Origin of the sequence: Arthrobacter sp. CAN_A6 (assembly GCF_015751715.1) — a bacterium.
Taxonomy (GTDB): Bacteria; Actinomycetota; Actinomycetes; order Actinomycetales; family Micrococcaceae; genus Arthrobacter_D.
The window spans coordinates 162,324-188,804 of the sequence record NZ_JADOUV010000006.1 but is presented as its reverse complement, the minus strand read 5'-3'; the positions used below and the strand labels follow the sequence as shown (position 1 = coordinate 188,804).

21 protein-coding genes, 2 tRNA genes and 1 pseudogene are annotated in these 26,481 nt (G+C 66.6%); 12 read left to right on the top strand and 12 right to left on the bottom strand.

The genetic code is table 11. From position 1 onward, the window contains the following. The first annotated feature begins 237 nt into the window (after window positions 1-237). Window positions 238-313, top strand: a tRNA-Arg gene (locus tag IWX75_RS11865). A gap of 85 nt (window positions 314-398) precedes the next feature. Here the strand turns inward: IWX75_RS11865 and IWX75_RS11860 are convergent. Next, on the bottom strand, window positions 399-2,084 hold the full coding sequence (locus IWX75_RS11860; protein WP_334684293.1) for a glycosyl hydrolase family 18 protein: 1,686 nt from the start codon (window positions 2,082-2,084) through the stop codon (window positions 399-401). Between the two features lie 108 nt (window positions 2,085-2,192). Here IWX75_RS11860 and IWX75_RS11855 point away from each other — a divergent pair, with 108 nt between their 5' ends. After that, complete coding sequence (locus tag IWX75_RS11855; RefSeq protein WP_196822440.1) at window positions 2,193-3,611, top strand: dihydrolipoyl dehydrogenase family protein; 1,419 nt, start codon at window positions 2,193-2,195, stop codon at window positions 3,609-3,611. On the opposite strand, the gene IWX75_RS11850 is transcribed toward IWX75_RS11855, so the two are convergent. From IWX75_RS11850 to upp, 3 genes are all read right to left on the bottom strand, one after another. Next, entirely contained in the window at window positions 3,608-4,147 is a 540-nt protein-coding gene (locus IWX75_RS11850; protein WP_196822439.1) for a SixA phosphatase family protein, read from the bottom strand. The two genes, IWX75_RS11855 and IWX75_RS11850, sit on opposite strands and share 4 nt — an antisense overlap. A 55-nt stretch (window positions 4,148-4,202) precedes the next feature. After that, window positions 4,203-5,042 (bottom strand): winged helix-turn-helix domain-containing protein, encoded by an 840-nt coding sequence (locus IWX75_RS11845; RefSeq protein ID WP_196822438.1) that lies wholly within the window; start codon window positions 5,040-5,042, stop codon window positions 4,203-4,205. A 467-nt stretch (window positions 5,043-5,509) separates the two neighbouring features. Beyond that, a complete protein-coding gene (gene upp / locus IWX75_RS11840; protein WP_196822437.1) occupies window positions 5,510-6,145 on the bottom strand; it encodes a uracil phosphoribosyltransferase in 636 nt (211 codons plus the stop codon). A gap of 23 nt (window positions 6,146-6,168) precedes the next feature. On the opposite strand from upp, the gene tadA reads away from it, so the two are divergent. The 3 genes from tadA (at window position 6,169) to IWX75_RS11825 (ending at window position 7,364) form a co-directional block, all read left to right on the top strand. Continuing rightward, a complete protein-coding gene (gene tadA / locus IWX75_RS11835; protein WP_334684292.1) occupies window positions 6,169-6,678 on the top strand; it encodes a tRNA adenosine(34) deaminase TadA in 510 nt (169 codons plus the stop codon). 48 nt (window positions 6,679-6,726) lie between these two features. After that, the gene (locus IWX75_RS11830; RefSeq protein ID WP_196822436.1) at window positions 6,727-7,212 is read left to right on the top strand and encodes a pyridoxamine 5'-phosphate oxidase family protein; all 486 of its coding nucleotides are present in this window, start codon (window positions 6,727-6,729) and stop codon (window positions 7,210-7,212) included. Between the two features lie 62 nt (window positions 7,213-7,274). Further along, window positions 7,275-7,364: transfer RNA gene (locus IWX75_RS11825), tRNA-Ser, on the top strand. Between the two features lie 74 nt (window positions 7,365-7,438). On the opposite strand, the pseudogene IWX75_RS11820 reads toward IWX75_RS11825, so the two are convergent. Then, a pseudogene (locus tag IWX75_RS11820) lies at window positions 7,439-7,582 on the bottom strand (IS3 family transposase); the annotation flags it as partial. Between the two features lie 95 nt (window positions 7,583-7,677). Between IWX75_RS11820 and IWX75_RS11815 the strand changes: the two are divergent. The 3 genes from IWX75_RS11815 to IWX75_RS11805 all read left to right on the top strand — a co-directional run bounded on the left by IWX75_RS11815 (window position 7,678) and on the right by IWX75_RS11805 (window position 10,945). Continuing rightward, the gene (locus IWX75_RS11815) at window positions 7,678-8,397 is read left to right on the top strand and encodes an LppX_LprAFG lipoprotein (RefSeq protein ID WP_196822435.1); all 720 of its coding nucleotides are present in this window, start codon (window positions 7,678-7,680) and stop codon (window positions 8,395-8,397) included. Next, the gene (locus tag IWX75_RS11810; protein ID WP_334684291.1) at window positions 8,394-9,947 is read left to right on the top strand and encodes an MFS transporter; all 1,554 of its coding nucleotides are present in this window, start codon (window positions 8,394-8,396) and stop codon (window positions 9,945-9,947) included. Before IWX75_RS11815 ends, IWX75_RS11810 begins: the two co-directional genes overlap by 4 nt. 221 nt (window positions 9,948-10,168) lie before the next feature. Further along, a complete protein-coding gene (locus tag IWX75_RS11805) occupies window positions 10,169-10,945 on the top strand; it encodes a hypothetical protein (protein WP_196822434.1) in 777 nt (258 codons plus the stop codon). A gap of 119 nt (window positions 10,946-11,064) precedes the next feature. Here IWX75_RS11805 and IWX75_RS11800 read toward each other — a convergent pair whose 3' ends face one another. The 7 genes from IWX75_RS11800 to IWX75_RS11770 are packed head-to-tail and all read right to left on the bottom strand — an operon-like array spanning window position 11,065 to window position 19,170. Further along, window positions 11,065-12,543 (bottom strand): glycosyltransferase family 39 protein, encoded by a 1,479-nt coding sequence (locus IWX75_RS11800; RefSeq protein WP_196822433.1) that lies wholly within the window; start codon window positions 12,541-12,543, stop codon window positions 11,065-11,067. 46 nt (window positions 12,544-12,589) lie between these two features. Further along, the gene (locus tag IWX75_RS11795) at window positions 12,590-13,498 is read right to left on the bottom strand and encodes a phosphodiesterase (RefSeq protein WP_196822432.1); all 909 of its coding nucleotides are present in this window, start codon (window positions 13,496-13,498) and stop codon (window positions 12,590-12,592) included. 5 nt (window positions 13,499-13,503) lie between these two features. Continuing rightward, window positions 13,504-14,637 (bottom strand): glycosyltransferase, encoded by a 1,134-nt coding sequence (locus tag IWX75_RS11790; RefSeq protein WP_196822431.1) that lies wholly within the window; start codon window positions 14,635-14,637, stop codon window positions 13,504-13,506. Further along, window positions 14,627-15,964 carry a family 1 glycosylhydrolase gene (locus IWX75_RS11785; RefSeq protein ID WP_196822430.1) on the bottom strand — a complete coding sequence of 446 codons (1,338 nt, stop codon included), beginning with the start codon at window positions 15,962-15,964 and terminating at the stop codon, window positions 14,627-14,629. The genes IWX75_RS11790 and IWX75_RS11785 overlap by 11 nt, the downstream gene beginning before the upstream one ends. Beyond that, window positions 15,951-16,157: a DUF6752 domain-containing protein gene (locus tag IWX75_RS11780; protein WP_196822429.1), complete on the bottom strand. Its 207-nt coding sequence runs from the start codon at window positions 16,155-16,157 to the stop codon at window positions 15,951-15,953. The genes IWX75_RS11785 and IWX75_RS11780 overlap by 14 nt, the downstream gene beginning before the upstream one ends. Beyond that, window positions 16,154-17,716, bottom strand: a complete 1,563-nt coding sequence (locus IWX75_RS11775; RefSeq protein WP_196822428.1) for a class I SAM-dependent methyltransferase — start codon at window positions 17,714-17,716, stop codon at window positions 16,154-16,156. Before IWX75_RS11775 ends, IWX75_RS11780 begins: the two co-directional genes overlap by 4 nt. Next, a complete protein-coding gene (locus IWX75_RS11770) occupies window positions 17,713-19,170 on the bottom strand; it encodes an SDR family NAD(P)-dependent oxidoreductase (protein WP_196822427.1) in 1,458 nt (485 codons plus the stop codon). The genes IWX75_RS11775 and IWX75_RS11770 overlap by 4 nt, the downstream gene beginning before the upstream one ends. Before the next feature lie 219 nt (window positions 19,171-19,389). Between IWX75_RS11770 and IWX75_RS11765 the strand changes: the two genes are divergently transcribed. From IWX75_RS11765 to IWX75_RS11750, 4 genes are all read left to right on the top strand, one after another. Further along, window positions 19,390-19,848, top strand: a complete 459-nt coding sequence (locus IWX75_RS11765; protein WP_196822494.1) for a 23S rRNA (pseudouridine(1915)-N(3))-methyltransferase RlmH — start codon at window positions 19,390-19,392, stop codon at window positions 19,846-19,848. A gap of 100 nt (window positions 19,849-19,948) precedes the next feature. Continuing rightward, window positions 19,949-20,710, top strand: coding sequence for a DUF4232 domain-containing protein (locus IWX75_RS11760; RefSeq protein WP_196822426.1), 762 nt, complete (start codon window positions 19,949-19,951; stop codon window positions 20,708-20,710). A 94-nt stretch (window positions 20,711-20,804) separates the two neighbouring features. After that, on the top strand, window positions 20,805-25,688 hold the full coding sequence (locus tag IWX75_RS11755) for a DNA glycosylase AlkZ-like family protein (RefSeq protein ID WP_196822425.1): 4,884 nt from the start codon (window positions 20,805-20,807) through the stop codon (window positions 25,686-25,688). Next, entirely contained in the window at window positions 25,681-26,475 is a 795-nt protein-coding gene (locus tag IWX75_RS11750) for an Fpg/Nei family DNA glycosylase (protein ID WP_196822424.1), read from the top strand. The genes IWX75_RS11755 and IWX75_RS11750 overlap by 8 nt, the downstream gene beginning before the upstream one ends. Window positions 26,476-26,481: the final 6 nt, after the last annotated feature.

Genomic DNA, 26,481 nt, shown 5'->3' with positions numbered 1-26,481 from the left:
AAGCGGGCGTTATTTCGATGGTCGGCGCAATGGAAAGCGGAAACTCCTTCCGAAGGCAATTATCCGCGGCGAATCAAGCCGGAGCGGAGCCCAAACCGGCTTCGCTGTGATAAAGGTCACATAGACCGGTATAGTCTTTCGACGGTGATCCGGCTGATTAGGCACTCCTGATATTTGGCTGTAAAGTTGACTACGGCCAAACGGCTGGCTGGTGGAACGGTTTATTGCCCACCGCTTGCGTGCGTAGCTCAACGGATAGAGCATCTGACTACGGATCAGAAGGTTGGGGGTTCGAATCCCTTCGCGCGCACCAGGTTCATTGAAGCAATGCGAAAGGCCCCGGTTCTCGACCGGGGCCTTTCGCATTTTCTGCGCTTCTCAGTTCCTGCTCGCCGCGGTCAGTCGCCCGCGGGCCTCCACGGGCCCCATTCCTCGGCGCCGGGAACATCGCCGCGGGTCCACCATTGCGTCCGGTACACCTCGCCCCCGAAGATCACGCGCCGGCCCTCGGTGTACACCTCGCCCTCGTTCCATTCCACGGGCTCGGCGGCGGCAGCTTCCTGGGCGGACAGCGACGGCGACGGTGCCGTCGCGGGAGCCTGCGCGGGCACACCCGGCGACGCCGCTTCCGCACTCGACGGCTGGACAACGGTTTCGGGCAGGACCCGGTCGAGGGCCGGCCCGCGGGATGCTTCGCGCAGCTGGTCGGACAGCACAGCCATCAGGGAACCGTCGCGGTTGCCGGCGAGGTCCCACCACATAGCACCGCCGAGCCCCTTGTCCTGGATGTAGCCGCTCTTGATGCGCAGGGTTTCGGGGTTGTCGTAGCTCCACCACTTGTCGCCGTCGAACCGCCAGGCCGCCCCGAGCGTCGTGTCAGTGAACTCCTCGCCGACCCCGCGTAGCCTGTCGTAGTCCTCAAGGCCCGGCTCCTCGCTCGCCGGCGCAGGGCCGGTGGCGGTACCCCAGGGCTCCTCGGTGTCGACGCCCGCCCAGCCCCTGCCGAACGCGGCGAGGCCGAGCCCGAGCTGGGCCGGGTCGATTCCTGCATCGAGGTATGCGCTCACTGCCTGGTCCGCTGAGAAACGCTCGCCGTCGGGGCGTGGATCGTTCGGGTCGTCGAAAAGGTTTCCCTGGTGACCGGTCATCCCTGGCTCCCACGTTCCCCACAGGTCGTAGCCCTGGATGTTCCCGAAGTCGAGGTAGTCGAACAATTCGGGGTCGTTCCAACCACCGGCCTCGATATCCGCCGGGTTCGCGGGGAGGAAAGCGCTGAGGGAGTAGGAGCGCCCTGTTTTCTCACCATGGGCGTCGAGCTGCTTGCGGAATTCCTTCACCAGCAGCCGGAGGTTCTCGGCGTCGTTGCCGCGGTCCACCCCGTTCCCCTCGAGCCCGTTGTTGCTGCCCGGCCACTCCCAGTCGATGTCGATGCCGTCGAAGATGCCGTCCGCAGCCCCGCTCCCTCCCCTGCCCTCGATCACCGGAAGGTTCCCCTTGATGTACAGGTCGATGCAGGAGGCGACGAGCGCCTTGCGCGATTCGTCGGTGGCCGCGGCACGCGAGAAGTTCTTGGACCAGGTCCACCCGCCGAGGGAGATCACCGCGCGCAGCCCGGGGTTGGCCGCCTTGAGCTGCCGGAGCTGGTTGAACGATCCGGCCAGCGGCTGCTCGGCGGTGTCCCCGATCCCGGCGATCGACCCGGCGGCGTCGTAGGCCATGCCGTAGTCGGCCCAGGCGTCGGAGGCGCCGTCGGACCCGTCCGGCCCGCTTTCCTGCGCCTGATTCGCCTCGAAGCAGGTGAGCGTCTCGTGGTGGATGTTGCCGAAGGCGTAGTTGATGTGGCTGAGATTTCCAGCGGCGCCTGAGTCCTGGAGGGCCTTCATGGGAAAGGAACGCCCATAGACGCCCCACTGGGGGAAGTAGCCGACGCTCCGGTACCCGTTGATGCGGGCCGGGGTCTTGGCGGACTCCTCGGAACCGGTCTCCGAGGAGGAGAACTGCTCCGAGCAGGAGACGATGAGCCCGCTTCCCAGCAGGGCCACGACGGCCAGGGCGCCGATCCGGTGCAGTCGGCGTGGGCGCACTCGTTTCATTCTTTCCTCCGGATGTGAGACCAGCACCGGCAGGCAGCGGCTCCATCAGGCTACGGTATGAAGCTTGCCTCCGCAGGGAGCGGATGGAAGGCTCGGCTCATGAGCAATCCCGGAATTACTGACGTCATTGTGATCGGAGCCGGCGCCGTCGGCGAGAATGCGGCGGGGCGGGTGGTGCAGGCCGGGCTTTCCGCGGTGCTGATCGAGTCCGACCTCGTAGGAGGTGAGTGTTCCTACTGGGCCTGCATGCCGTCGAAGGCGCTCCTCCGACCTCCGGCCGCACTCGCGGCGGCGCGCTCGCTTCCCGGCGCGCGCGAGGCTGCGACGGGGTCCCTCGATGCACAGCAGGTCCTGGACCGCCGTACCGAGTTCACGTCCAACTGGGACGATTCCTCCCAGGCGGACTGGGCAGAGAACGCCGGCATCACGCTGATGCGCGGCCGGGCTCGGATCACCGGTGAGCGCGAGGTGGAGATAACCTCCGACGGCGACGCCACCACCGTGCGAGCGCGCCACGCCGTCGTGCTCGCCTCCGGCTCAACACCCATCGAACCCGCTATCGACGGGCTGGCAGACCTGCCCTTCTGGGGCACCCGCGAGGCGACGTCGGCCAAGGAGGTGCCGGCGAGCCTCACCGTGCTGGGCGGCGGGGTTGCCGGAGTGGAACTGGCACAGGCATTCTCGCGGCTGGGGGCCGAGGTCACCGTCGTGGCCCGCAGCGGGATCCTCGAGAGCTACCCGGAGGAAGCTTCCCGACTGGTCAGCAAGGGACTCGAGAAAGAGGGCATCACACTCCTCACCAACACCGAGACCGCCGCGGTTTCCCAGAACGAATCCGGGCACTTCACCCTGACGCTGAACGACGGCCGGACGGTTACCTCCGAAAAGCTCCTGGTGTCCACCGGCCGGCACCCCAACACCTCCGGGCTCGGCCTCGAGCATCTGGGGCTCGACCCCAAGGCCCTGGATTCCGACGACACGGGGCGGGTGACCGGCGCAGGCGGCTGGCTGTATGCAGTGGGGGACGCAGCAGGCAAAGTGCTGCTCACGCATCAGGGCAAATACGAGGCGCGGGCCACCGGCGACGCCATCGTGGCGCGCGCTGCCGGGAAACTGGGCGATGCCGCCGGGGACTGGACCAAGTACACCTCCACAGCCAACAGCTATGCCGTTCCCCAGGTGGTCTTCACCGATCCTGAAATCGCGATGGTGGGCCGCACGCTGGAGCAGGCGCGCAAGGCCGGGGTCAACGCCTCGGAAACCTCCCTCGCCATTGAGGTCGGCGGGTCGGCCCTCCACTCCGACGGGTACGAGGGCTGGGCGCAGATGGTGGTGGACGAGGACCGCAAGGTACTGGTCGGCATGACGTTCGCAGGACCCGACGTCGCGGAGTTGCTCCATGCGGCGACCATTGCCATCGTGGGTGAGGTACCGCTGGACCGCCTCTGGCACGCGGTCCCCTCCTACCCGACGATCAGCGAGGTCTGGTTGCGGCTGCTCGAGAAGTACGGGCTCTAGCCCCGCCTGGAAGCGGACGCCCGCCGGACCACGAAGTCGGTGACGGCGGCGTCGCGACCGTCGAGCTCCGCCCATTCATGCGGGTGCTGCAGCACGGTGAGTCCCGCCGTCGGATAATCCGTCGCGAGGTCCACCACGGCCTCCTCGTTCGATTCGACCGAGGCCAGCCGCATCGCGAGCTCCTGGACCCCCGGAAGGTGCGCGATCACCAAGAGGCTGGTGACAGTGGGGGGCACCTGGTTGATCAGCGCGAGGATCTCCCCCGGACGTGCCGCATACAACCCGTCCTCGAGCTTGGGCGTGGGCGCCTTGTCGCCGAGCTCCTTGCAGACCCAGGTGCAGGTCTGACGGGCGCGCAGTGCCGAGGAGCACAGGATCAGGTCGGGAAGGGCGTTGTCGGCCATCCACCTCCCGATCAACGGTGCATCGAGGTGCCCACGCGAGCTCAGAGAGCGCTCATGATCCGGAACCCCCTCGCTCCACTCCGCCTTTGCATGACGCAGCAGCATGAGGCGTTTCAGATGGGAGGAGGCCATGCGCGAAAGTCTAGCGGCCACGGCCAACGGTCACGGCCCGCACGCCGGCGTTCGGCTAGATCGAGTACTCAGGTGCCGCCCACACCACAACTTCAGGATGGTCGTAGAAACGGTAGCCCTGCCCGCGCACGGTGCGAACCGTGTTGGCCAGCCGGCCCAGCTTCGAGCGGAGACGCCGGATGTGAACATCGATGGTCCGCTCGTTGGGCACCTCGTCGGCGTTACGCCACAGTCCGCTCAGCAGCTCCTCGCGGCCGACGGTCCTTGCAGCGTTCTCGACAAGGTAGTTCAGGAGTTCGAATTCCTTGAACGTGAGGTTGAGCGTCTCGCCGTCGAGGTGCACCTCCCGGCGGGCAAGATCGATCAGCACGCCGGTGGGCCGTGGCGCGGCAGGCGGGGCACTGTGCTGCGTTTCGCGTGCCCGGCGTTCAACCGTGGGGTCCCCGAGGGCCGCCCGGACCACGTCGATGTCGCTTCCTGCGGCATCGGCCGGTGCGAGTGCAACTGCTGCGTGGGTCTCGACAGCACCGATGAGTGAACGAACATAGGCACGGGCATCCGAGGCGAGCCGGGACAGCGTGGTGCCGTGATCGGCCGCCGTGCCCTCGTCGATGGCCACGTACAGGACGAAGCCCCGGGCAGTGGTGTCTCCGGAGACGGCCTGCGGCCCCGGCACTCCGTTCGGCACGACAACGGGAACAGGGGCCGTATCGGTGGCTGCGGCAGGACCAGGTGCAGGACCAGCCACCTGAGCGAGCGGCGGGCGGTACGACGGCGCCGGATAGGTCTGCGCCTGGCCGTAGCCGGGGTGTACGGAGCTGTGCTGCTGGCGTCCACCGGCCCGGTTCTGGGCGGTGCGGAGGGAGATATGGACGTAGCCCGAAGAAACTGACATGAAAACAACCTCAGAGTGTGTGCCGTCATTCCGGCGCGAATGCTTGGATGTGCCCGGTCGGGATGATGCTTCAGTGGCGCCCGCCGTTGGGCTTGGAGTGCGGAAAAGGCTGGGATGGAGCCGTTACGCGCGCATTCGGAGACAGCGAGTTTCCGCAACGGGCAGAAGGCCCACGGAAGGAACTGCGGCTGCAGATGCTGTCGAGTTGGTGTTCACCCTCCAAATTATTGCACGTAACAATCCAGTACCCGCAAGTAACAATGGTGGCGGTTGTCCACGAAGCAGGGGGAAGGTGCGTGCAGGAGGCGCAGGTGCCGCTGGACGAAAGCACCCCACGGCGATCCGACGGGATCCTTCCCGCGTCAGTTTTTCTTAGGAAATCGCAGGGATGGAACGTTCCGTCTTTTATGATCAACACTCATACCGCAATCGCGGCGTTTCGGCTACCGACAGCAGACGAAGTTTTGCTAGCCCACCACGCCGTACAGACGGTCGCCGGCGTCACCGAGGCCCGGAACGATGTAGGACTTCTCATCCAGCTTCTCGTCGATCGAGGCGAGGACGATGGTGACGTTCTTGCCCTCGAGCTCCTCCCGGAGCGCTGCGAGTCCCTCGGGAGCTGCCAGGAGGCAGATGCAGGTGATGTCAGCGGCTCCCCGGGCGAACAGGAACTTGATCGCCTCGCGAAGGGTTCCCCCGGTGGCGAGCATCGGATCGAGAACGAACACCTGGCGTCCTGTGAGGTCGTCGGGGAGGCGCTCGGCGTAGGTGATGGCCTCGAACGTCTCCTCGTTGCGAGCCATTCCCAGGAAACCGACCTCCGCCGTCGGGACGAGGCGTGTCATCCCCTCGAGCATGCCGAGGCCGGCACGCAGGATGGGCACCACGAGCGGTGTCGGCTTGACCAGCCCGGTTCCGTCGGTCGACGTGACGGGAGTTTCGATGCGCACCGGCTCCACCCGGACGTCGCGGGTGGCCTCATAGGCCAGCAGCGTGACGAGCTCTTCGGTGAGGAGGCGGAACACCGGCGACGAGGTGTCCTTGTCCCGGAGAACCGTGAGTTTGTGGGCTACCAGGGGGTGGTCGACTACCAGTACTCGCATAGCTCAAAAGTACCATTGAGCACATGCCCCCAGACCTGACCGATCCCGCCGTCAGCGGCAGCGCCCGCCATGAGCAGTGGATGGGCTACGCCCTGCAGGCGGCCCGGAGAACCGTTGCCAGCGCCGATGTCCCGATCGGCGCCGTCGTCGTGGGTCCGACCGGCGCGGTGCTGGGCACCGGCTGGAACCAGCGCGAGGAGCTGGACGATCCGACGGCGCACGCGGAAGTGGTGGCGATCCGCGCAGCGGCGGCGGCCCTGGGAAGCTGGCGGCTCGAGGGGTGCACGCTCGTCGTCACGCTCGAGCCCTGCGCAATGTGCGCGGGGGCCTCGGTGCTCGCGAGGATTCCGCGCGTGGTGTTCGGCGCCTGGGACGCCAAGGCAGGAGCGTCGGGCTCGGTCTTCGACGTCCTGCGCGAGCGGAGGCTCAACCACTGGACCGAGGTGTTCCCCGGCGTCCGCGGAGAGGAGTCCGCCGCGCTGTTGAGGGATTTCTTCGTCGGGCAACGCTCGAATTCCGACGCCGGACAATAGTGCGTAGGCTTAGTATTTCCGGATAACCGAACTTCCAAGGAGTACGTAGTGGATACCCAGCAGGACGGCATGAAGGAAGTACACAAGATTCTCGACAACGCGGACATCGCGATCCTCACGACGGTGAGCCGTGAGGGTCGGCTCGTCAGCCGCCCCCTCGCCTTGCACGGTAAGGACTTCGACGGCGACCTCTGGTTCTTCACGGAGGACCCGTCCCCCAAAGCCGACGAGATCCGGGCGAACCCGCAGGTCAACGTGTCGGTGAGCTCCGGCAAGGGCTACCTCTCCATCGCGGGCACGGCGACCCTGACCAAGGACCAGGCGAAGATCGACGAACTGTGGGGCCCCTCCGTTTCCGCCTGGTTCGAGAACGGCCGGGACGACCCCACTGTCGCCCTTATCAGGGTCGACGCCGACACCGCCGAATACTGGTCCATGGAAGCTCCCCGCGTCGTCTCCGCCGTGAAGATGGTCAAGGGGCTTGTCACCGGATCGAAGCCCGACACAGGCAGGAACGACGTCGTCGAGCTCTGATTCCTCGGCCGTTGCCCGCCGTTTTGGGCAGAACGCACGAAACCCGGTAAAGTAGCGGCGTTGGTGACGTGTCCGAGCGGCCGAAGGTGCAACACTCGAAATGTTGTTTGGTGTAAAAGCCAACGTGGGTTCAAATCCCACCGTCACCGCCACCGAGAAGGCCCTGCTTCCCCTGTAAACAGAGGGGAGCAGGGCCTTTCGCTTTCTTCGAAATGGTTCCGAGACGACGGTCTGAATGGACGACGGTCCCTGGAGGACGATGTGCCCGCACCGCGTTCTCCAACGCGGTGACGGCCAGAGAGGATTGCACCCGCGAGTCCATCGAGTACCCCACGGTCCTCCCGGAATGGACGTCCTTCACCGGGCAGAGTTAGAACTTCCCCTCACAGGCTTGGAATTCCAGCCGCTCGGAAACGACAACAGCGAACCAGACGCACGATTGATGCAGGCGTGTACAATTCGGCCATGTACAGTGCAGCCCTGCAGTTCCGCTTTGTGGTGATCTTCGCGCTCCTCATCGCCGGCATCGCCCTCGTTGCAGGGTGCACCAGTCCCGGTCCCGGCCCATCGTCGGAGGATCCCCCCGACCCCGCCGCCCTGTTGAATGAGTCGAGCGAGACCACCAGAGCCCAGACCAGCACGCATCTCGAGCTTTCGGTCGAGGGCGAAATCGCGGGACTGCCGGTCGAGTTCGTCGAGGGCGATCTTACACAGACTCCCGCGGTCGCTGCCGAGGGCACACTCGACATGACATATCTTGACCAGCAGCTCAAAGGGGTTGAGTTCGTGGTCTCCGACGGCAACCTGTGGGCCGCCATCACGTCGGGAGGCAGCCTGACCAACTTCGGGCCGGCATCCAACGTCTATGACGTCGCGACGATCCTGGACCCTGACGTGGGGCTGGCCAACGTGCTCGCCAGTTTCTCCGATCCCAACATCGACGGACAGGAGACCGTCGAGGGCGTGGACACTGTACGCATCACCGGCAACGTCGCCGCGGACGCGGTCAACAACATCTCCCCGCAGATCGGGGCAACGGACCCTGTCCCTGGCACGGCGTGGATCTCCGAGGACGGCAACCGTGAGCTGATGCAGGTCCGGTTGGAGCCCAGCCCCGGTAACAGTGTCACCATGATCCTGTCCGAGTGGGGCGAACCGGTCACCGTCGAGAATCCGGCAGGGTGATTCAGGGCCGGCCCCCGGCAGCCGGGCGGGTGCCGACCAATCGCCGCATCGCGATCAGCGCGGCCAGTCTCGCAGTGGCGCTGGGCGCGCTCGACACCTACGTCGTCGTCACGATCATGACCGACATCATGCGCGACGTCGGCATCGGAGTGAATCAGCTCCAGCGGGTCACCCCCATCATCACCGGCTACCTGCTCGGCTACATCGTGGCGATGCCGCTCCTGGGTCGGGCGTCGGACCGGTTCGGACGGAAGATGCTCATTCAGGTCAGTTTGGCCGGCTTCGCGCTCGGATCGGTAGTCACGGCACTGTCGGCCGATCTCACCATGTTGGTCCTCGGCCGTACTCTCCAGGGTGCCGCCAGCGGCGCCCTGCTGCCGGTGACGATGGCCTTGGCCGCAGAACTGTGGGTTGCACGCAACCGCGCAACCGTGCTGGGCGGTGTCGGCGCCGTACAGGAACTGGGCAGCGTGCTCGGCCCGCTGTACGGCATCGCTTTGGTCGGGCTGTTCCAGCATTGGCAGGCTGTTTTCTGGGTCAACGTGCCGCTTGCGGTGATCGCGATGGTGATGATCCACTTCAGCCTGCCGGACCGGCAGGAAACCGATCACCCCCAGAAGGTTGACGTGGTCGGTGGTCTGCTATTGGCCATCGCCCTGGGCCTGATCGTGATCGGGCTCTACAACCCCAAGCCCGACGGCAAGCTGGTGTTGCCCAGCTGGGGAATGCCGGTGCTGATCGCGGCCGCCGTGGCGACCATCGCATTCTTCGTCTGGGAGAGGTTCGCCCGCACCCGCCTGCTCGAACCGGCAGGAGTGCACGTCAGGCCGTTCCTGGCGGCACTTGGCGCGTCGATGACCGCCGGCGCAGCACTCATGGTGACGCTGGTCAACGTCGAGCTGTTCGGTCAGGGCGTCCTGGGTCAAGACCAGAACCAGGCCGCTCTCCTGCTGCTGCGCTTCCTCGTCGCGCTCCCGATCGGGGCGCTACTCGGCGGATGGCTGGCCACACGTATCGGCGACCGGATCGTAGCGTTCGCAGGCCTGCTCCTCGCCGCAGTGGGCTATCTGCTGATCTCGAAATGGTCCGTCGATGTGCTGACGGCACAACACGATCTCGGACCATTCACCCTGCCGACACTGGACACCGACCTCGCGATTGCCGGCCTGGGTCTCGGCCTGGTAATCGGTCCGCTGACGTCCGCCACGCTTCGCGTGGTTCCCGCCGCCCAACACGGGATCGGATCGGCCGCGATCGTGGTCGCCCGCATGATCGGCATGCTGCTCGGCATCGCGGCGCTGAGCGCATGGGGCCTCTACCGGTTCAACCAGCATCTGACCAGGCTGCCCGCCAGCACGGGCGGCACACTCGAGGAACGGTTGTTGGCCGAGGCCGGGCGGATCCGCGGGGCATACGTCCTGCAGTACGGAGAAATATTCTCGATCACCGCGATTATGTGTGTGGTAGGCGCGGCGCTGGGTCTGCTGATCAGCGCGCGCAATGAGTATGTCGAGGAGCCTGAGCGAGCCACTGCTGGGGACCCGCAGTAACGATCGGGCTTGGGTCAGGCACCCATCGACACTATGACGGCAGCAAGTTCCCCGAAGATAGCCCAAGAATAGATAGCTTCCGGGGTTGTGCTTTTGCCTTGGGCTCATAAACTGTGGTATAGGACCCTCCCCATCCATTCTTGGGGTGGCGTGCTTGGAAGTACTGGTGTCCCCTTCCTTGGAGTCACCATCAACCGCGTGTGTATGAGGAGGATTCTCCAATGAACAAGACACTCCGCTTTATGGCAGTACCCACCCTCGCTATGGGCGCACTTGCCCTTTCTGGATCGCCGGCCATGGCCGCTGACCAGTCCTACCAGGCCACCCTGGGCCAGCTCAACGGCAGCTCCGGCTCGGCCACCATAGAAGTTCACGTCACGGGCAATGAGGCTCAGGTACTGCTGAACGTTTCGGATATGCCCGCGACATTCATGGATATGCCCTACCCGCACGTCCAGCACATCCACGGCGGAGCGCAGGGTACCTGTCCGGATCCCTCTGCTGACAAGGACGGCGACCAGGTCATCTCCACCACCGAAGGGGCTCCGTTCTACGGCGGAGTCCTCACCACCCTCTCCACCAGCGGTGACACCAGCCCCGCAGCTGCCGCTGACATCAACCTCGCCGGTAAGGGGGCCGCCTACACGATTGACCGGACGTTCGAACTGAATGCTGAGACCAAGGCCGCCCTCGACGCCGGCACTGCCGTCGTCGTCGTCCATGGCCTCGACCCGGCGACCCTCAGTCCGGCCGGTGCGGCAGCCAAGTCCGACCTCGCCCCCGCACTGCCCCTGGCAGCAACCTCACCGGCGCTGTGCGGCACCCTGGCGGCCGGACAGGTGGAGATGCCCGTTGGTGGCGCTGACACCGGCGTCGTCCAGGAAACCGGAACCGGAACCGGCATCGGTACATTCGCCATCGGTGGCGGGCTGGCCCTCATCGCTCTGACCGGCGGCGCTTACGTCGTCCGTCGCCGCACCGCAGAACCAGCCGGCTGAACACCGCTGGCCGGTCAAACGCTGGTACACAGGAAGCCCGGCCGCCGTGAAGGCCCGCAGGCCACACCGGCGGCCGTGCTTCTGTTAGCCCTAGATACAGGGAAGCAGGGGCCTTTCCGCTACCCGTTACGAACGAATTTCACCACGGCGCTGCCCGTGCCCTCGAACCGCGCCTCGGCTTCGTAGCCGAAGGAGACAAGGATCTCCTCGTCGGCATCGTCCTCCGCCGGATGGACCAGCCACACCGTATCGTGCTGCAGGATTCTGTCCTCCGACGCCTCGAGGCCGAACCGCTGGTTGTAGATCCTGCCCCAATCGGCTGCACTGATGCCGACTGTCGTGTCCACCAAGCCGGCGAATGAGTCCGGGTACGCGCTTTGCGCCAGGTCCGCGTCGCCCAGCAGGGCCACCGCATCACCGGGCCGCGCGCCGTCGCCCAGTGTCTGGGCAACGAACCTGAAATCGTCGAGGGGGCTCCGGCCGAACTCCGTCCGCTGGCCTACATAGGACGGAAGTGCCAGCACCACCACGGCCAGCAGGACGACGGCACGTTGCCGCGACGTCGTCCCCGGCCCCCGGCCCTCGGCCGGGCGCGGAACCAGCGCAGCCGCGAGGAGTGGAAGCGTAGGAAGGAGGAATGACAGGTAGCGGGGCAAATAGTACGGCGAGCCGAAAACAAGCGAGCCGCCGATCACCGCAATCAGGGGCAGCACAAGGAGGGGAAGCGCGAGCTTTACGAGGAAATGCCGCCGGGATCGGACGGCGCCGGCAGCCGCAAGGGTCCACATCACCGCTGCAAGCCCGTACATGGATACGCTCTCGAACGGCGTGTGCTCGGGAACCGGTTTCCCGTCGAGCAGCATGTACGCGTCGGTGAAGAACTGGAAGAAGGCCACCTCGAAGAACACGCTGCCGTCGATCGGCCGGATCCAGGAGATCTGGAACTGCTGGCTCGCACCGATGATCGCGAGGGTTGTCGTGGGAATCAGCCAGGCCGGACTGAGGGCAAGCACCGCTTTCCAGCGGCGCCGTAGCACCGGATCGAGGAGCACTGTCAGGACATGGGCGACGAAAACCAGCCCGGCATACAAGGACAGCAAGGTGGCCACCATCGCCGCTGCGGCATACCCCGCCCAGAGCCGGCCGGAGGGGTGCTCGCGGATCCGCACCAGGAAGTACGTGGCGAGCACCGCGAACAGCAATGCAAGGGCGTAGGACCGGGCATCGGTCGCCACATACTGGGTACGCGGCAGCACTACGAACAGCAGGGCAGCGACGAGGCCGTAGGTGGTACCAGCCAGACGACGTCCGATCGCCACAAGGAGCCCCGCGGCGGCTGAGACCGCCAGCAGGCTCGGGAAGCGGAGCGCGGTCTCCGAGAGTCCGAACACGGCGGTCCACGCATTGATGAGGACGTAATAGAACGCGTGCACTGCGTCGATACTCTGGGTCATGCGCATCATATCGGCGAAACTGCGGTCGACGGCACTGATGGTCGCTGCCTCGTCCACCCAGAAGCTCGGTATCGATATGCCGATACCGGAATAGATCAGGGTGAGTGCTGCAGCGAGGACCGCGGGTTTCGTGGTCCTTTTCACGCGCTCATTAAAACACGCCGGGGCAGCACCTTCCTCGATGGGGCTGCTAGGTCTTGGCCCCCGATCGGCCGGCATCCCGGACCCGTTCCTCGACCTCCTCGGCCGACAGGTGCCTCCCAACAGTTCGGAACGACCCGAGCGGCGCCACCGAATTGACGATGCTATCCGGGTACACGTGCACGAGGTTGTGGCCCTGGCCCCCGTCGCGCCCGCGGACGCCGCCGTCGGGCACGTGGAGATCCTGCGTGTAGCAGGTTGCCGACGCCACGGACACCGGGATTCCGGCGAACATCGATGACGACGAGAAGTGCAGGTGCCCGCCGAGGATGAGCCGCACGTCCGATCCTTCGATCACGCCGCGCAGGCGGTCCTGGTTCCGCAGCTCGGTCAGCACCGCGAGGTTCTGGATCATCGGAATGGGAGGGTGGTGCATTGCAAGGATGGTCCCCTCCGGTGCGGCCGTCGCAAGTTCCGCCGTGAGCCAGACCAGTTGATCCTCGTCCAGTTCACCGTAATGGTGGCCCGGCACCGAAGTGTCGAGGGTGAGAATCCGGAGGCCCCCGATCCGGTAGCTGCGGTACAGCGGCGCTGCCTCGGGCGCTTCATCGAGGAGGCACTCACGAAGATTCTCACGTCGGTCATGGTTGCCCATCAGCCAGATGAGCGGCGCACCGAGCTCGCGGGCCACCGGCTCGACGGCGTCGCGGAGCTTCCGGTAAGCCTCCGGCTCGCCCTTGTCGGTCAGGTCTCCCGTGAAAATCAGGGCATCGGGCCGGATACCGGAGGCCTGGATGTCACCGAGCAGCTGCTTGAGTCGGGCTTCGCTGTCGACCGCCCCGTAGAGCGGCTCCGGCCGCCCCACGAAGTGGGTGTCACTCAGGTGCAGAAGGAGGTGCTGGTGCGGCGGATGCTCAGCGGAGATGTGAGCATCCGCGCGCAGTTCAGAAGGAGACATGGCAGCTAGGCAGTTGCCTCGGCAGCTGCGGACTCCAATCGGGCACCCTCCGGCGTGAACGCCAGTTTTTCCATGAGCGCCGCAATGCGGTCCCAGTGATGTCTTCTCATCAGGCGGTTCAGCTCCGCGGAAGCAGGCTTGCCGGCCCGCCCCCGAAGCTGACGGCACGCCGCCGCGAAACCGCCGGCGTCGTCCCGCAGGTCGACCACTCCCTCGAAATCCGCGACGACGTCGGGGACCCGCGTCGACACCACGGGGAGACCGCTGGCGAGGTATTCGAGCGTCTTCGTGGGGCTGATCGATTTAGTCGACTCATTGAGGGCGAACGGCATCAGCGCTACATCGAATTCAGCCATCAGGTGCGGAAGGTCCTGATACGCCTGCTGACCCAGGTAGGTGATGTTCGCCGCCTGCGGGAGATCCGTGGCGTCGATCTTGCAGATCGGGCCGATCATCCGGATTTCCCAGTCGGGCAACTCCGCGGCGAGGTCGGCCACGAGGTCCAGGTCGAGCCGCTCGTCAAGCACTCCCACGTAGCCCGCCGTGGGTTTGCTGCGGTCCGGATCGGCGGTGCGGGCGGCCGCAGCATAGTGCTCGGTCGATACTCCGCTGGGTATCAGGTGGGCGTCCTCCCTCCCCTGTTTGACGACCGACCGGTGGAGCGACTTCCCCCCTGCAAAAACGACGTCGGCCTTCCTCAGCGCCTGCCGCTGACGGACCAGAAGCTCCGGGGCTGCGTTCTTGAAAGCCGCAAGATCGTCCATGACGTCATAGACGAGCGTGGTGGGATTCAGGGCGAGTGCCGCTTCGAGTGCCAGCGGCGTGTAGATCCACACCACGCGCTCGCCCTCGGGCTCACCGATCAGCTGTGGAAGTTGCTCGACGTAGTCGGGCATCACCTCGTCGAAGAAGCCGACGTGCCTGCCCTGCTCGGGGATCTCCAGCCACACGCGGGTCAGGCCATCGACCTCCGTGCTGTTGAGCCGGTTGCCGGTGGTCCCGCCCAGGGGAGTCAGCGGCTCTTCGACGAACCAGGTCTTCCGGGCGGGCGCCTTGCCGAGCCGGGAGACCAGCTGCTGTGGCCGTTGCCATACCCAGTCCCACCGTAGGTGCGACAGGACGATGAGTTCACTTTGCATCGACGATCCTCAATTCCATTCGAGTGGTTGTTCGGGGAAGGCTTGATCCGATGTCGGTGGAGGGCGGCTCAAGCCAGTCCCAGTGCGACATCTGCGGGGAATACCCCTGGAGCCAGGTGCTCACCGGTTCCTCCAACCGGTAAGCGGGCAGGTCTGCGGCACGGGCACCGCCCGCGGCCAGCGCATACGACGTCGCCATGACCGAGCCCCGCCGCTCGAGGTTCTCGTCGAGCCAGTAAACTCCCACGGGATCGATATGGCCGTCACAGCGGAACAGCAGCGAATCCCAGTCGGTGGAGTCGATGACCGGGAACCAGCACAGGCCGTCAAGGGGGATTCCCCGCTCCTGCGCCGTCTCGCACTGCTCGAGGACGTATTTGAACCAGGTGGCGCGGTCCGAGGTGTGTCCGCGGACATTCGTCTCGGTGATCATGCAGGGAAGTCCGTAGCGCTCCCAGTACTGCCCGATCTGGTCGGCCAGGGGCAGCGGTGAAGGGGTGGGCGTGGAGCCTCCGTCGATCGAGAAGTTCCACTGGCAGTGGGCGTAGTAGTCCAGGCCGAGGACGTCGACGAAGCCGGGCGTCAGTCCCTTGAGCCGCTCGCCGCCCACGGCTGCAAGATCCCTCGCCAGCTGACCGGCGTCGTCGTAGTCCCTGCCCAGGAAGGCGTCGAGCACCAGGAAACGGCGCTCGTTGGCCATGTCGGCGTAGGACCAGCCCGAGGGGTCGGCCCCCGTGTGGAATTCGCACGTGTCCACCCAGACGTGGCGGGCGGCGGGCAGCAGGGTCCGGTAGAGGCGGCTCGCCTCGGCCACCGCGGGCAGCACGTTCACGATGAGGTCGATGAAGCCCTTCAGCCCCGAGTGGTAGGGAGGCCAGATCGCCTCGTGACCGCTGAGGAACAGGGTGGAGAACGGCTCGTTGAAGAGCGTGTATTCCTCGATCCACGGGTAGCGCCGCGCGAAGGCCTCAGCGTAGCGGAGGTAGGCGTCGCCGAAGCGCGCATCCGCGAAGCCGTCCGAGAGCCAACGGGGATAGCTCGTGTGGTGGACGAGGTCCACGATGGGGCGGAAGCCGTTGTCGGAGAGGTAGCCCAGGACCTCGTCGGTGGTCGACCAGTCGTAGGTACCTTCGGTTTCCTCGATGCGGTGCCACCGGACGGGATACCGCAGGCGCTGGATGCCCGATCTGCTGAGCAGCTCGAGGTCCTCCCGCCACCGGAGGTCGTGCTCCGTGGTTTCGAAGATGTCCCGGTCATGGGCCGGGAGGAACGTGCTCTCGAACCCGCCGATCAGCTCGATGGGCGGATTTCCGTCAGGCCCGGACATGACGGTCCCCCAATTCCTCGTAGACGACGTCCAGCAGCTCCGCCGCACGCAGATTGAGCCTGCGGGACTCGTCGAGGTCGGCATCGAGGCGGGCCACTTCGGCCTTCAGGGCCTGCAGTTCCTGCCGAAGTTCGGCCATCTCACCTGGAAGGTCCTGGTGTGGTTCCCCTGTTCCGTTCCGACTTCTTCTCACCTTTTCTCCTTCCGCACAATGACGCGCTTTCGCGTCGATCCTGCCCCTGCCGCGTCCTGCGGCTCGTCCGAGACAACTGTTTCCTCGTCCTCGATGACCAGCCCGTAGCGCCGGAGCTGCTCCTGGAAGCGGTCCCAGCCGACCAGCTGGCACCCGTTCCAGCGGACCGATTCGCCCGGGCCGTCCGTTGCCACTTCGAACATCCCGCGGCTGCCGCTGCTGTGCAGGAGATGTTTGACCAGCATCAGGGTAGTGTCCCAGCCGAGCGGACTCAGGGCATCGAACAGGCGATTGCCGTAGACGTTCACGGTGCCGTCGAGCGCGACGCACTGCTTCCGAAGGTGGAGCGCAGAGCGTGCCATGTTCAGGTTGACGGCCTCGAAACGGAGGAACCCCGTCGATGCCTTCCGCTGCGAGCCGGCGTACTGGATGGCCGGTCGGCTGTAGTCGACCGCGAGGACGGAACGTGCCGATCCGGCGAGGAAGCGGGCATCAGCCCCCAGCCCGCATCCGAGATCAAGGATGCTCGACCCCGTCCCGAAGACCTCGAGGGCTTTCCGGGCGAGCTCCGATTCCGATTCCGCCGGCCCTGCCGCGATCTCGGCCCGGTGGTGATCCTCCCAGTTCTCCCGATCGACGTCGAAGTGGTTCAGCCACCAGTAGAACCGGCGGAACGCGGCCGGCGGGGTGATGAAAGTGAACGTGGGGTCAGGCGTCTCCCAGCTCGGACCGTAGATCGCCTCGAGCAGTTGTTCGGGCTCGGCCGGACCGGGAAGCATGCGGCCGTTCACGGGAAACCGTTTCAGGGGAAGGATATTCACCCGTTCGGCACGTTCCCTCGCGTGGAAAGTACCGTAGAACCAGCCCGAGCAGACGAAGTAGCTGAAGATATCGAGGTAGAAGCGGTCCGTGATGGATCCGCCCGGGAACATCAGCTGCAGGTGCCCGCTGGAGTGGCGCACCACCTCATACCCGCGTGCCCGCAGGGTGCGTTCCACTTCGAAGCTTTCGAGCGCGACGTCGGAGGGGTTGTCGTGGACGCTGAGGTAGGCGAGATCGGCGTCGTCGTCGTTCGCCAGGATCCTGCCGTTGCGTACGGGCCCCAGCAGCGTGCCGCCGGTGACGAAGAGGTCGATACTCAAGGCGTTGTGCAGCAGCGCGATCAGGTGCTCCGCTTCGTCGAGGACATCCTCCACCAGCCCGGCGTCCCTCCCCTCGAAAGACCGCGCCACGCGGCCCCACTTGTTGACCACCTGGGGCAGTCCCGTCCCCGGTTCGGTCAGGTGCAGTTCGCTGGTCCCGTCATCGAAGGCTACGAGCCGCTCACCCACCAGGGGCACACCATCGCGTTCGACGGCGAGGGTGGCCTGCCCGGTCAGGCGTTCGGCGAGCGCGGGCGGCCACTCCACCGACCACCTGCGCTGTTCGGCCGCTTCGCTCGGTGCCCTGAACGTCCAGATGCGCCGACCACCGAGCAGGAGTGACAGGGGTTCCCCCTCCGAAACCGTCACATCCGAGATGGTCAATCGCAGCGCATCCGCTGTGAGTGACCCGCTCAACGGACAGGTTCCAGTTCCGTCAGCAGGGGATCGGTCTGCGGCAGGCGGACATCGAAGACCTGGCCCGTGGAATCGGAGGCCAGCACCTGGAGGCTCGAGCGCGCCACGGTGGCTGCCTGCACCAGGGTGTTCTTTTCCTCCACACCGAAAGCCTTCTCGCGCATCGGTGTGGCGGTGCGGCTTGGACTGATGCAGTTGACCCGGATCCGGTCGGCGCTCCACTCATCGGCCAGCGCTTGCGTCAGGTTCACCAGGGCGGCCTTGGTGGCGGAGTAGACGGTGTACTTGGCGCGTCCCCGGGTATAGGAACTCGACGAGTAGAGCAGGAGGGAGCCCTGTGATTCGCTGAGGTAGGCATGCGCCTCCTGCGCCACCACGAATGCCGCCATCAGATTCACCCCGACGTCGTGCTGCAGTTGCTCGTCGGTGAGCGTCACGAGCTCCCCCACCGTCAGCACCCCGGCGGTGAGCACCACGTGGTCGATCTTCCCGAAACGTGCCGCTGCGGAAGCGAGCGCAGCTTTCACAGAGGCCCGGTCCTCAACGAAGGTGCCACTGCCCCCGCGGCTGTGGCAGACGACGTCGGCCCCCTCTTCCTCCAGCTGTCGAGCGAGCTCGGCACCTATGCCGGAGCTTCCACCGAGCACCACGACGGCGACGCCGCGAAGGGTCGAGGTGGGCAGGGGAACCGGCCCCGTGCTCTGGTGCTTGAGCTGGAAGAGCTTGTCGGCGAGGTGGATGTCGATGGGGTGGGTGATCTTGATGTTCGCCTCGTGCCCGGGAACGACGATGATCGGGACGTCCGGCTGGTACTTGAGGACCACACTGCAGTCATCCGTCGCCGCGAATGCGGGGTCCTGGCGCGCGAGGACGTAGGCGCGCATCAGGGTCTCCCAGCGGAAGGCCTGCGGAGTCTGGCCCCGCCTCAGCGATGCCCGGGGTGGAATGGCCCGAATGACGTCGTGCTCGTCCACCTCGATGATGGTGTCAGCGGAAGGAATCGCGGTGTCGACGGCGGCATAGGTGTCCAGTGCATCGATGCAGGCCTTGATGATGCCGGCATCGATCAGCGGACGAACGGCGTCGTGGAAGACGACTTTCGCGGTGGGGTCGGCGATCTCCCGCAGGGCAAGGAAGGAGGTCTCGTTCCGGTCCCGACCGCCGGCGAGGATTCCGGTGATCTTGGGGTAGTGCGCCTGCGTCAGCAGTTCCCGGGCTCGCGGGATGGATCCCGGATCCATCATCACGAGCACCTCGTCGATGAAGCCGCAGTCCTGGAAGATCCCCGCAGTGTGCTCGAGACTCGTCTTGCCCGCGATCGGAACCAATTGTTTGGGGATATCGAGCCCCATCCGCGCACCGATTCCGCCTGCGAGGATTACTCCTACAGTCCTCGCCCGGCCTGACGCCCGGTCCGGCACGTCCCCGGAGGAAGTTTCATCGAAATCCACCATGATCCCACCCCATTTCCGATTGGTCCCTGAATTTAGTAAGCGTACTGATGATGACAGTAGTACGCCAGAAGGATTTTGGCCTACGTTCGGCCGTTTTTTACTTGAAGTTCGTGCTTCGTTCACCTCGTGGCTTCCCCTGTCTCTCCCCTGCGTCCCGTGGCGCCGCACGGAGCGATCGACGGATCGGGAGGGACTTCCGGCCGGGGTAGCCTGTGGAGCATGGCGATCCGGGTGCTGGCCGTCGGCCGAAAACATGAAAGCTGGGTCCTTGAGGGGATTGCACGCTACGAGAAACGCCTCAAGAAGCCCTTTGACCTCACGTGGCAGTTCCTTCCGCACTCGTCCCGGGAGGGCGAACCGGCTCGGAAGGAAGAGTCCGAGCGCCTGATGACCAAGCTTTCAGGCAATGACTTCGTGGTGTTGCTCGACGAGCGCGGCAAGGCGATCGACTCCCCGGCCCTTTCCCGCACGCTGCTGCATCCCCTGGACCGTTCGCGCGGCGTCACCCTGATCATCGGTGGAGCGTACGGCGTCGACGCCGGCGTGCACACCCGCGCGGACTTCGTCTGGTCGTTGTCCCCACTGGTTTTCCCCCATCAGCTGGTCCGGCTCATCCTGGCGGAACAGGTGTATCGGGCGCAGGAAATAGCCGGCGGCCGCTCGTACCACCACGGATAGCAAAATCACATCCGTCACTTTTGTAACAATTGCGTCATCAAATGCCGAGCTGGGCACCTTGCCGCCTGGACGGGGGTACGGCCGACCCTAAGGTGATGCTATGAACAATCTGGTGGTCACCCCGCGCCGCGTCCTGGCTGGAACAGCACTCGGCGCCGTCGTCCTTCTCACTGGTTGCGGAATGCTGGGCGGCGGCGGGGACGAGCCTGCAGGAGTGGCCGCGCCGACCGTGTCCTCGAGCGGTGGAAGCAGCACGGACGCCCCACCTTCCGCCGCGCCGTCGAACGAGGACTCAGCTGTTGCAAGCGCCGCTCCCAGCACTGAGCCGACTGCTGAAGCCACCACGGAACCACCCAGCGCCCCGACCCAGGGGCCACCCGAAGCCGCAGCTCCTTCGCCGTCGTCGGACGCCGCTCCCGCCCCTGTCGAAACGGTAGCCGTCGGCACCTGCACCGCCGCCATGCTGACCGGCAGGATCGATACTCCTGCCGGAGCAGGCGGTATGGGAAGCGTCCACCGCGCGATCGTGCTGACCAACGCGTCCACCGCGCCCTGCACGACCGCCGGTTTCCCCGGGGTTTCCGCCGTGACTGCCGAGGGCAACCAGATCGGTCTTCCGGCGGACCGCGACAACTCCTCGCTGACCGTCCTCACCCTCGCCCCGGGCGACTCCGCCGCTGCAACCCTCAAGCAGGGCAGCGGGCAGAACCATGGCGCCGACTGCGGAACGACGCCGGTAGCAGGACTCCGTGTCTACCCGCCCGGCGCCACTGATTACCTCGTGCTGGAGCAGCACGGAGAATCATGCTCGGCGACATCGATCACCCTGATGACCGTGGGTACCCTGCAGCCCGCACAGTAATCCGCGGGTCCTCCCCGCCCCAGGACCATCGCGCGGCTTCCCGGGAACAGCCCGATGATCCTGGAATGTCGGTGCGCCGGGGGATGATGGTCGGGTGACTGAGGTGCTGGACAAATTCACCCCCGCTACCCGGAAGTGGTTCGCGGGTGCCTTCGCTGCGCCCACCCCGGCTCAGGAGGGTGCCTGGAACGCAATCTCCGCCGGGTCCAACGCCCTCGTCGTCGCTCCGACCGGCTCCGGAAAAACCCTGGCGGCATTCCTGTGGGCGCTCGACCGGCTGATGGCCACGGAGGACCCGGTTCCCGCGACCGCTGCATCGACCGGCAGCCCAAGAGCCGGTGATTCCAAGACCGGTGATTCCAAAGCCGGCAAAAAGCAGAAGCGGACCACCCGCGTCCTCTACATCTCCCCGCTGAAGGCCCTCGGCGTCGACGTCGAACGGAACCTTCGCGCACCCCTGATCGGCATCACCCAGACAGCCAAGCGGCTCGGCCTTCCCGCGCCTGCCATCACCGTGGGGGTTCGCTCCGGCGACACCCCGCAGGCGGAACGCCGCTCCATGCTCACCCGGCCTCCTGACATCCTGATCACCACCCCCGAATCGCTCTTCCTGATGCTGACGTCCAAGGCGCGGGAGACCCTGCTGGAGGTGGACACCGTCATTCTCGACGAGGTGCACGCGGTGGCCGGAACCAAACGTGGCGCCCACCTTGCCGTGTCGCTGGCCCGGCTCGACGCCCTCCTCGACAGGCCGGTGCAGCGCATCGGCCTCTCGGCAACGGTGGAGCCGCAGGAGACGGTCGCCCGCTTCCTCTCGGGCAACGCCCCCGTCGAGATCGTCGCCCCGCCGTCGAAGAAGCAGTGGGACCTGACCGTCACGGTGCCGGTCGAGGACATGACGGAGCTCGGCGGTGCTGCCTCCACTGACGACGACGGCGACGCCGCACCCCAGGCGAGCATCTGGCCGCACGTCGAAGAGAAGATCGTCGACCTCATCGAGGCCAACCGCTCCACGATCGTGTTTGCCAACTCCCGGCGGCTCGCGGAACGGCTGACGGCACGGCTCAATGAAATTTCCGAGGAGCGCCGGGAACGCGATGCCGTGTGGGCGGGTCCGCCGACGGCGGAAGGATCGCCTGGGGAGCAACCGGCGGCGAAACCGTCGCGTCCTCCCGCGGAGGTGATGGCGCAGGCCGGCCAGACGAAGGGCGGCGAAGCGCTGCTGGCACGTGCCCACCACGGTTCGGTGTCGAAGGACCAGCGCGCCCTGATCGAGGACGACCTGAAGTCGGGGCGGCTGCGGTGCGTCGTGGCCACCAGTTCCCTCGAGCTCGGCATCGACATGGGTGCCGTGGACCTCGTGGTGCAGGTGGAATCCCCGCACTCGGTGGCCAGCGGCCTGCAGCGCGTGGGCCGTGCCGGGCACCAGGTGGGCGAGGTGTCGCAGGGCGTCCTTTTCCCCAAGCACCGGGGGGACCTGGTGAACACCACGGTGACCGTGGAGCGCATGCTGGCCGGCCGCATCGAGCCGCTCTACATCCCCACCAATCCCCTCGACATCCTCGCCCAGCAGACCGTTGCGGCTGCGGCCCTGGAAACCATCGACGTCGAGGAGTGGTTCGACGTCGTCCGGCGTTCCGCGCCATTTGCGACGCTTCCCCGTTCCGCGTTCGACGCCACACTCGACCTCCTGGCCGGCCGCTACCCCTCCGACGAGTTCGCCGAACTGCGTCCCCGCATCATCTGGGACCGGGTGGAAGGCAGCATCACCGGGCGTCCCGGTGCCCAGCGCCTCGCCGTCACCTCGGGAGGCACCATCCCCGACCGCGGCCTGTTCGGGGTGTTCCTCGTCGGTTCCGCGAGTGAGGGGCCGAAGGCGGGCGGCCGGCGGGTGGGCGAGCTCGACGAGGAGATGGTGTACGAATCACGGGTGGGCGACATCTTCGCGCTCGGTGCGACGAGCTGGCGCATCGAGGAGATCACGCACGACCGCGTGCTGGTGTCCCCCGCCTTCGGGCAACCCGGCAAGCTTCCCTTCTGGAAGGGCGATTCGCTGGGCCGACCGGTGGAACTGGGTCGCGCGCTCGGCGCCTTCGTCCGTGAGATGTCCGGGGCCACTCCGGAGAAGGCCCGGGAGAGGTGCAGCCGGATCGGGCTCGACGACTGGGCCTCCGGCAACCTCATCACCTACCTCACCGAGCAGCGGGAAGCCACCGAGGTGGTGCCCAATGACCGCACCCTGGTGGTCGAGCGTTTCCACGACGAGCTGGGTGACTGGCGCGTCGTCCTGCACAGTCCCTTCGGCATGCCGGTCCACGCGCCGTGGGCGCTGGCGGTGGGTGCGCGCCTCCAGCAGCGCTACGGCATGGACGGTTCCGCCATGGCGTCCGACGACGGCATCGTGCTGCGGGTGCCGCTCATGGAGGACGAACCCCCGGGAGCCGACCTGTTCCTTTTCGACGCCGAGGAACTGGACGGCATCGTGACGGCGGAGGTTGGCGGGTCGGCACTGTTCGCGTCGCGCTTCCGGGAGTGCGCCGCGCGGGCGCTGCTTCTGCCACGGCAGAATCCGAGCAAGCGGACACCGCTGTGGCAGCAGCGTCAACGCTCGGCACAGCTGCTCGACGTCGCCAAGAAGTACCCGACGTTCCCGATCGTCCTTGAGACCGTCCGCGAGTGCCTGCAGGACGTCTACGACCTCCCGGCGCTGAAGGAGCTCGCCTCAGCCCTCGAGCGGCGTGAGCTGCGGATGATGGAAGTGACCACGCAGCAGCCCTCCCCCTTCGCCCGCTCGATGCTGTTCGGGTACGTGGCGTCCTTCCTGTACGAGGGGGACTCCCCGCTTGCCGAACGCCGGGCCGCTGCGCTCTCGCTCGACCCGACGCTGCTCAACGAGCTGCTGGGCCGCGCCGAGCTGCGCGAGCTGCTCGACGCCGGCGTCATCGCGGAGACGGAGCGCGAACTGCAGCGCCTGCGCCCGGACCGGCTGGCACGCGGACTCGAGGGCGTCGCCGACCTGCTGCGTCTGCTGGGACCCCTGACTCCCGGGGAGATTGCCGAACGGCTCGAGGAACCGGCCACCGCCCCTCCGGGCGTGGTGGCAGAGGACGGTGATCCCTTCTCCGATGCTCCCGTTCCCAGCAACCCGCGCGCATCCCCCGAAACGGTGAGCAGCCATGTCGCCGCACTGGTCCGGGTGAACCGTGCCCTCGTGGTCAACATCGCCGGGGTGGAACAGGTTGCCGCGGTCGAGGACGCAGCACGTCTCCGCGACGCCCTCGGCGTGCCGCTGCCCATGGGCATACCCCTCGCGTTCATCGAGCCCGTGGCCGATCCGCTGGGCGACCTCGTGGGGCGCTACGCCCGCACCCACGGTCCCTTCACCGCCGCTGAAGCGGCGTCCCGCCTGGGGCTGGGGGTCGCCGTCGTCGCCGGTGCACTCCAACGGCTGGCGGGGAACGGACGGGCGGTGGAGGGCGAGTTCCGCCCGGCCGAGTCCGTGCCCGCTCCCGAACCGGGGACGACCACCATCGTTCATCCGGCAGCACCGAGCGAATGGTGCGACACCGAGGTGCTGCGGCGGCTCCGGCGCCGTTCGCTTGCCGCGCTCCGGCAGGACGTCGAGCCGGTGGACCCTGCGGCATACGGCCGGTTCCTGCCCGCCTGGCAGCACGTGGGCTCAGGACTGCGTGGGCTCGACGGCGTGGCCACGGTGGTGGACCAGCTCTCCGGGGTGCCCATCCCCGCCTCGGCGTGGGAACCCCTCGTGCTCGGGCAGCGAGTGGCCAACTACTCGCCGGGAATGCTCGATGAACTCACCGCGACGGGCGAAGTAGTGTGGTCGGGCGCCGGTTCACTCGCGGGCAACGACGGCTGGATCGCCCTGCATCTCGCAGAAAACGCACCGCTGACGCTCCGTCCCGACCCGGCCTTCGAACCCACCGCACTGCACACCTCGCTGCTCGAACTCCTTGAGGGAGGCGGCGGTTTCTTCCTGCGCCAGCTGGCGAACCTCCTCCCCGTCCAAGATGCGCCGTCGGAACCCGAGGTGGTGACAGCCCTTTGGGACCTGGTGTGGGCGGGCCGGATCAGCAATGACACCTTCACGCCCGTGCGTGCGCTGCTGGCCAACGGGAAAACGGCCCACAAGCAGCGGCCCGCCCCGCCGCGTGCCCGGTCATCCCGTCCGGGGCGGCTCGGCCGTGCTCCCGGAAAGTCCCTCACCGGCGCTTCGATGCGCCTCCAGTCCGGGGCCGACGGCGGCGGCTTCCAGCGCACCACGCCCCCGCTTGCTGCGGGCCGGTGGAATCTACTACCGCCTCTTGAAGGGGAAACGACGCTGCACGCCCATGCGACGGCTGAACTGCTGCTCGACCGGTACGGTGTGGTGACGCGCGGCGCCGTGGGCAGCGAGGGCATCCCGGGCGGTTTCGGCCTGATGTACAAGGTGCTCGCCCGCCTCGAAGAGATGGGGCGATGCCGCCGGGGCTACTTCATCGAGCACCTCGGCGCGGCACAGTTCGCTGTTCCTGCGACGGTGGACCGGCTGCGTTCCTTCAGTGCCGACAACCAGCCGGCCGCCCCGGCTGGCGTCCTCGGAGCACCCAGTGCCCCGCTGCAGGCGGTTGCGCTGGCCGCGACCGACCCGGCCAACCCCTACGGCGCCGCACTTCCCTGGCCCTCCGCGGATGGCGGGCACCGTGCCGGGCGAAAGGCGGGCGCCCTCGTGGTCCTGGTGGACGGAGCTCTCTCGCTGTACGTCGAACGCGGTGGGAAGACCCTGCTGGCGTTCACCGAGGACCCTGCAGCGCTCGAATCAGCAGCAGCGGCACTCGTCTCGATCATCCGGCGGGGTGCTGCCGAAAAAATGGCGCTCGAGAAAGTGAACGGCGGGGAAATCCTTGACACCGAAGTGGGCCGGGCCCTGGCTGAAGCCGGTTTCTATACGACTCCGAGGGGGCTGAGGATCCGTGCCTGAGGGTGACACAGTCTGGCGCGCGGCACGCGAGCTCAACAAGGCCCTTGCCGGCAGGGAACTGACGCGGTGCGACATCCGGGTTCCTCGATTCGCCACGGTCGATTTCACGGGCGACACCGTCCAGGAGGCAGTGGCACGCGGAAAGCATCTCCTCATCCGCGGCGGCGGTGACGATGGGTGGGACATCCATTCCCACCTCAAGATGGAGGGCCTCTGGCACGTCTATGCGCGCGGGGAGAAATGGCGGCGGCCGGCCTTCAAGGCGCGCTGCGTCCTGGAGACCAGCGAGTCCGTGGTCGTGGGCTTCGAACTCGGTTTCCTGCGCGTGATCACCCGCGCGGAGGAGGAGGACGCCGTCGGATATCTCGGCCCGGACCTACTGGGGCCCGACTGGGATCCGGAGGAAGCGCTGCGCCGCCTGTCCGCCCAACCGGACCGGCCCATCGGGCTCGCCCTGCTCGACCAGCGGAACCTCGCCGGCATCGGCAACGTGTACCGCTGCGAACTGTGTTTCCTGGCCGGTGTCCATCCGCTGACGCCCGTGTCCCTGGTTCCCAACCTGCCCCGGATGGTGGAGCTTGCCAGGAAACTGCTCGAAGCGAACAAGCTCCGCAGCACCAGGGCAACCACGGGTCAGCTGAGGGGCAATAACCTGTGGGTCTACGGCCGCTCTCACCGCGGCTGTCTGCGCTGCGGCACACCCGTGACCCTTGAACAGCTCGGGGACAACGACCTCGAACTCCGCGACCTCTACTACTGTCCCCACTGTCAGCCGGCTCACGCCTGAAGGCCC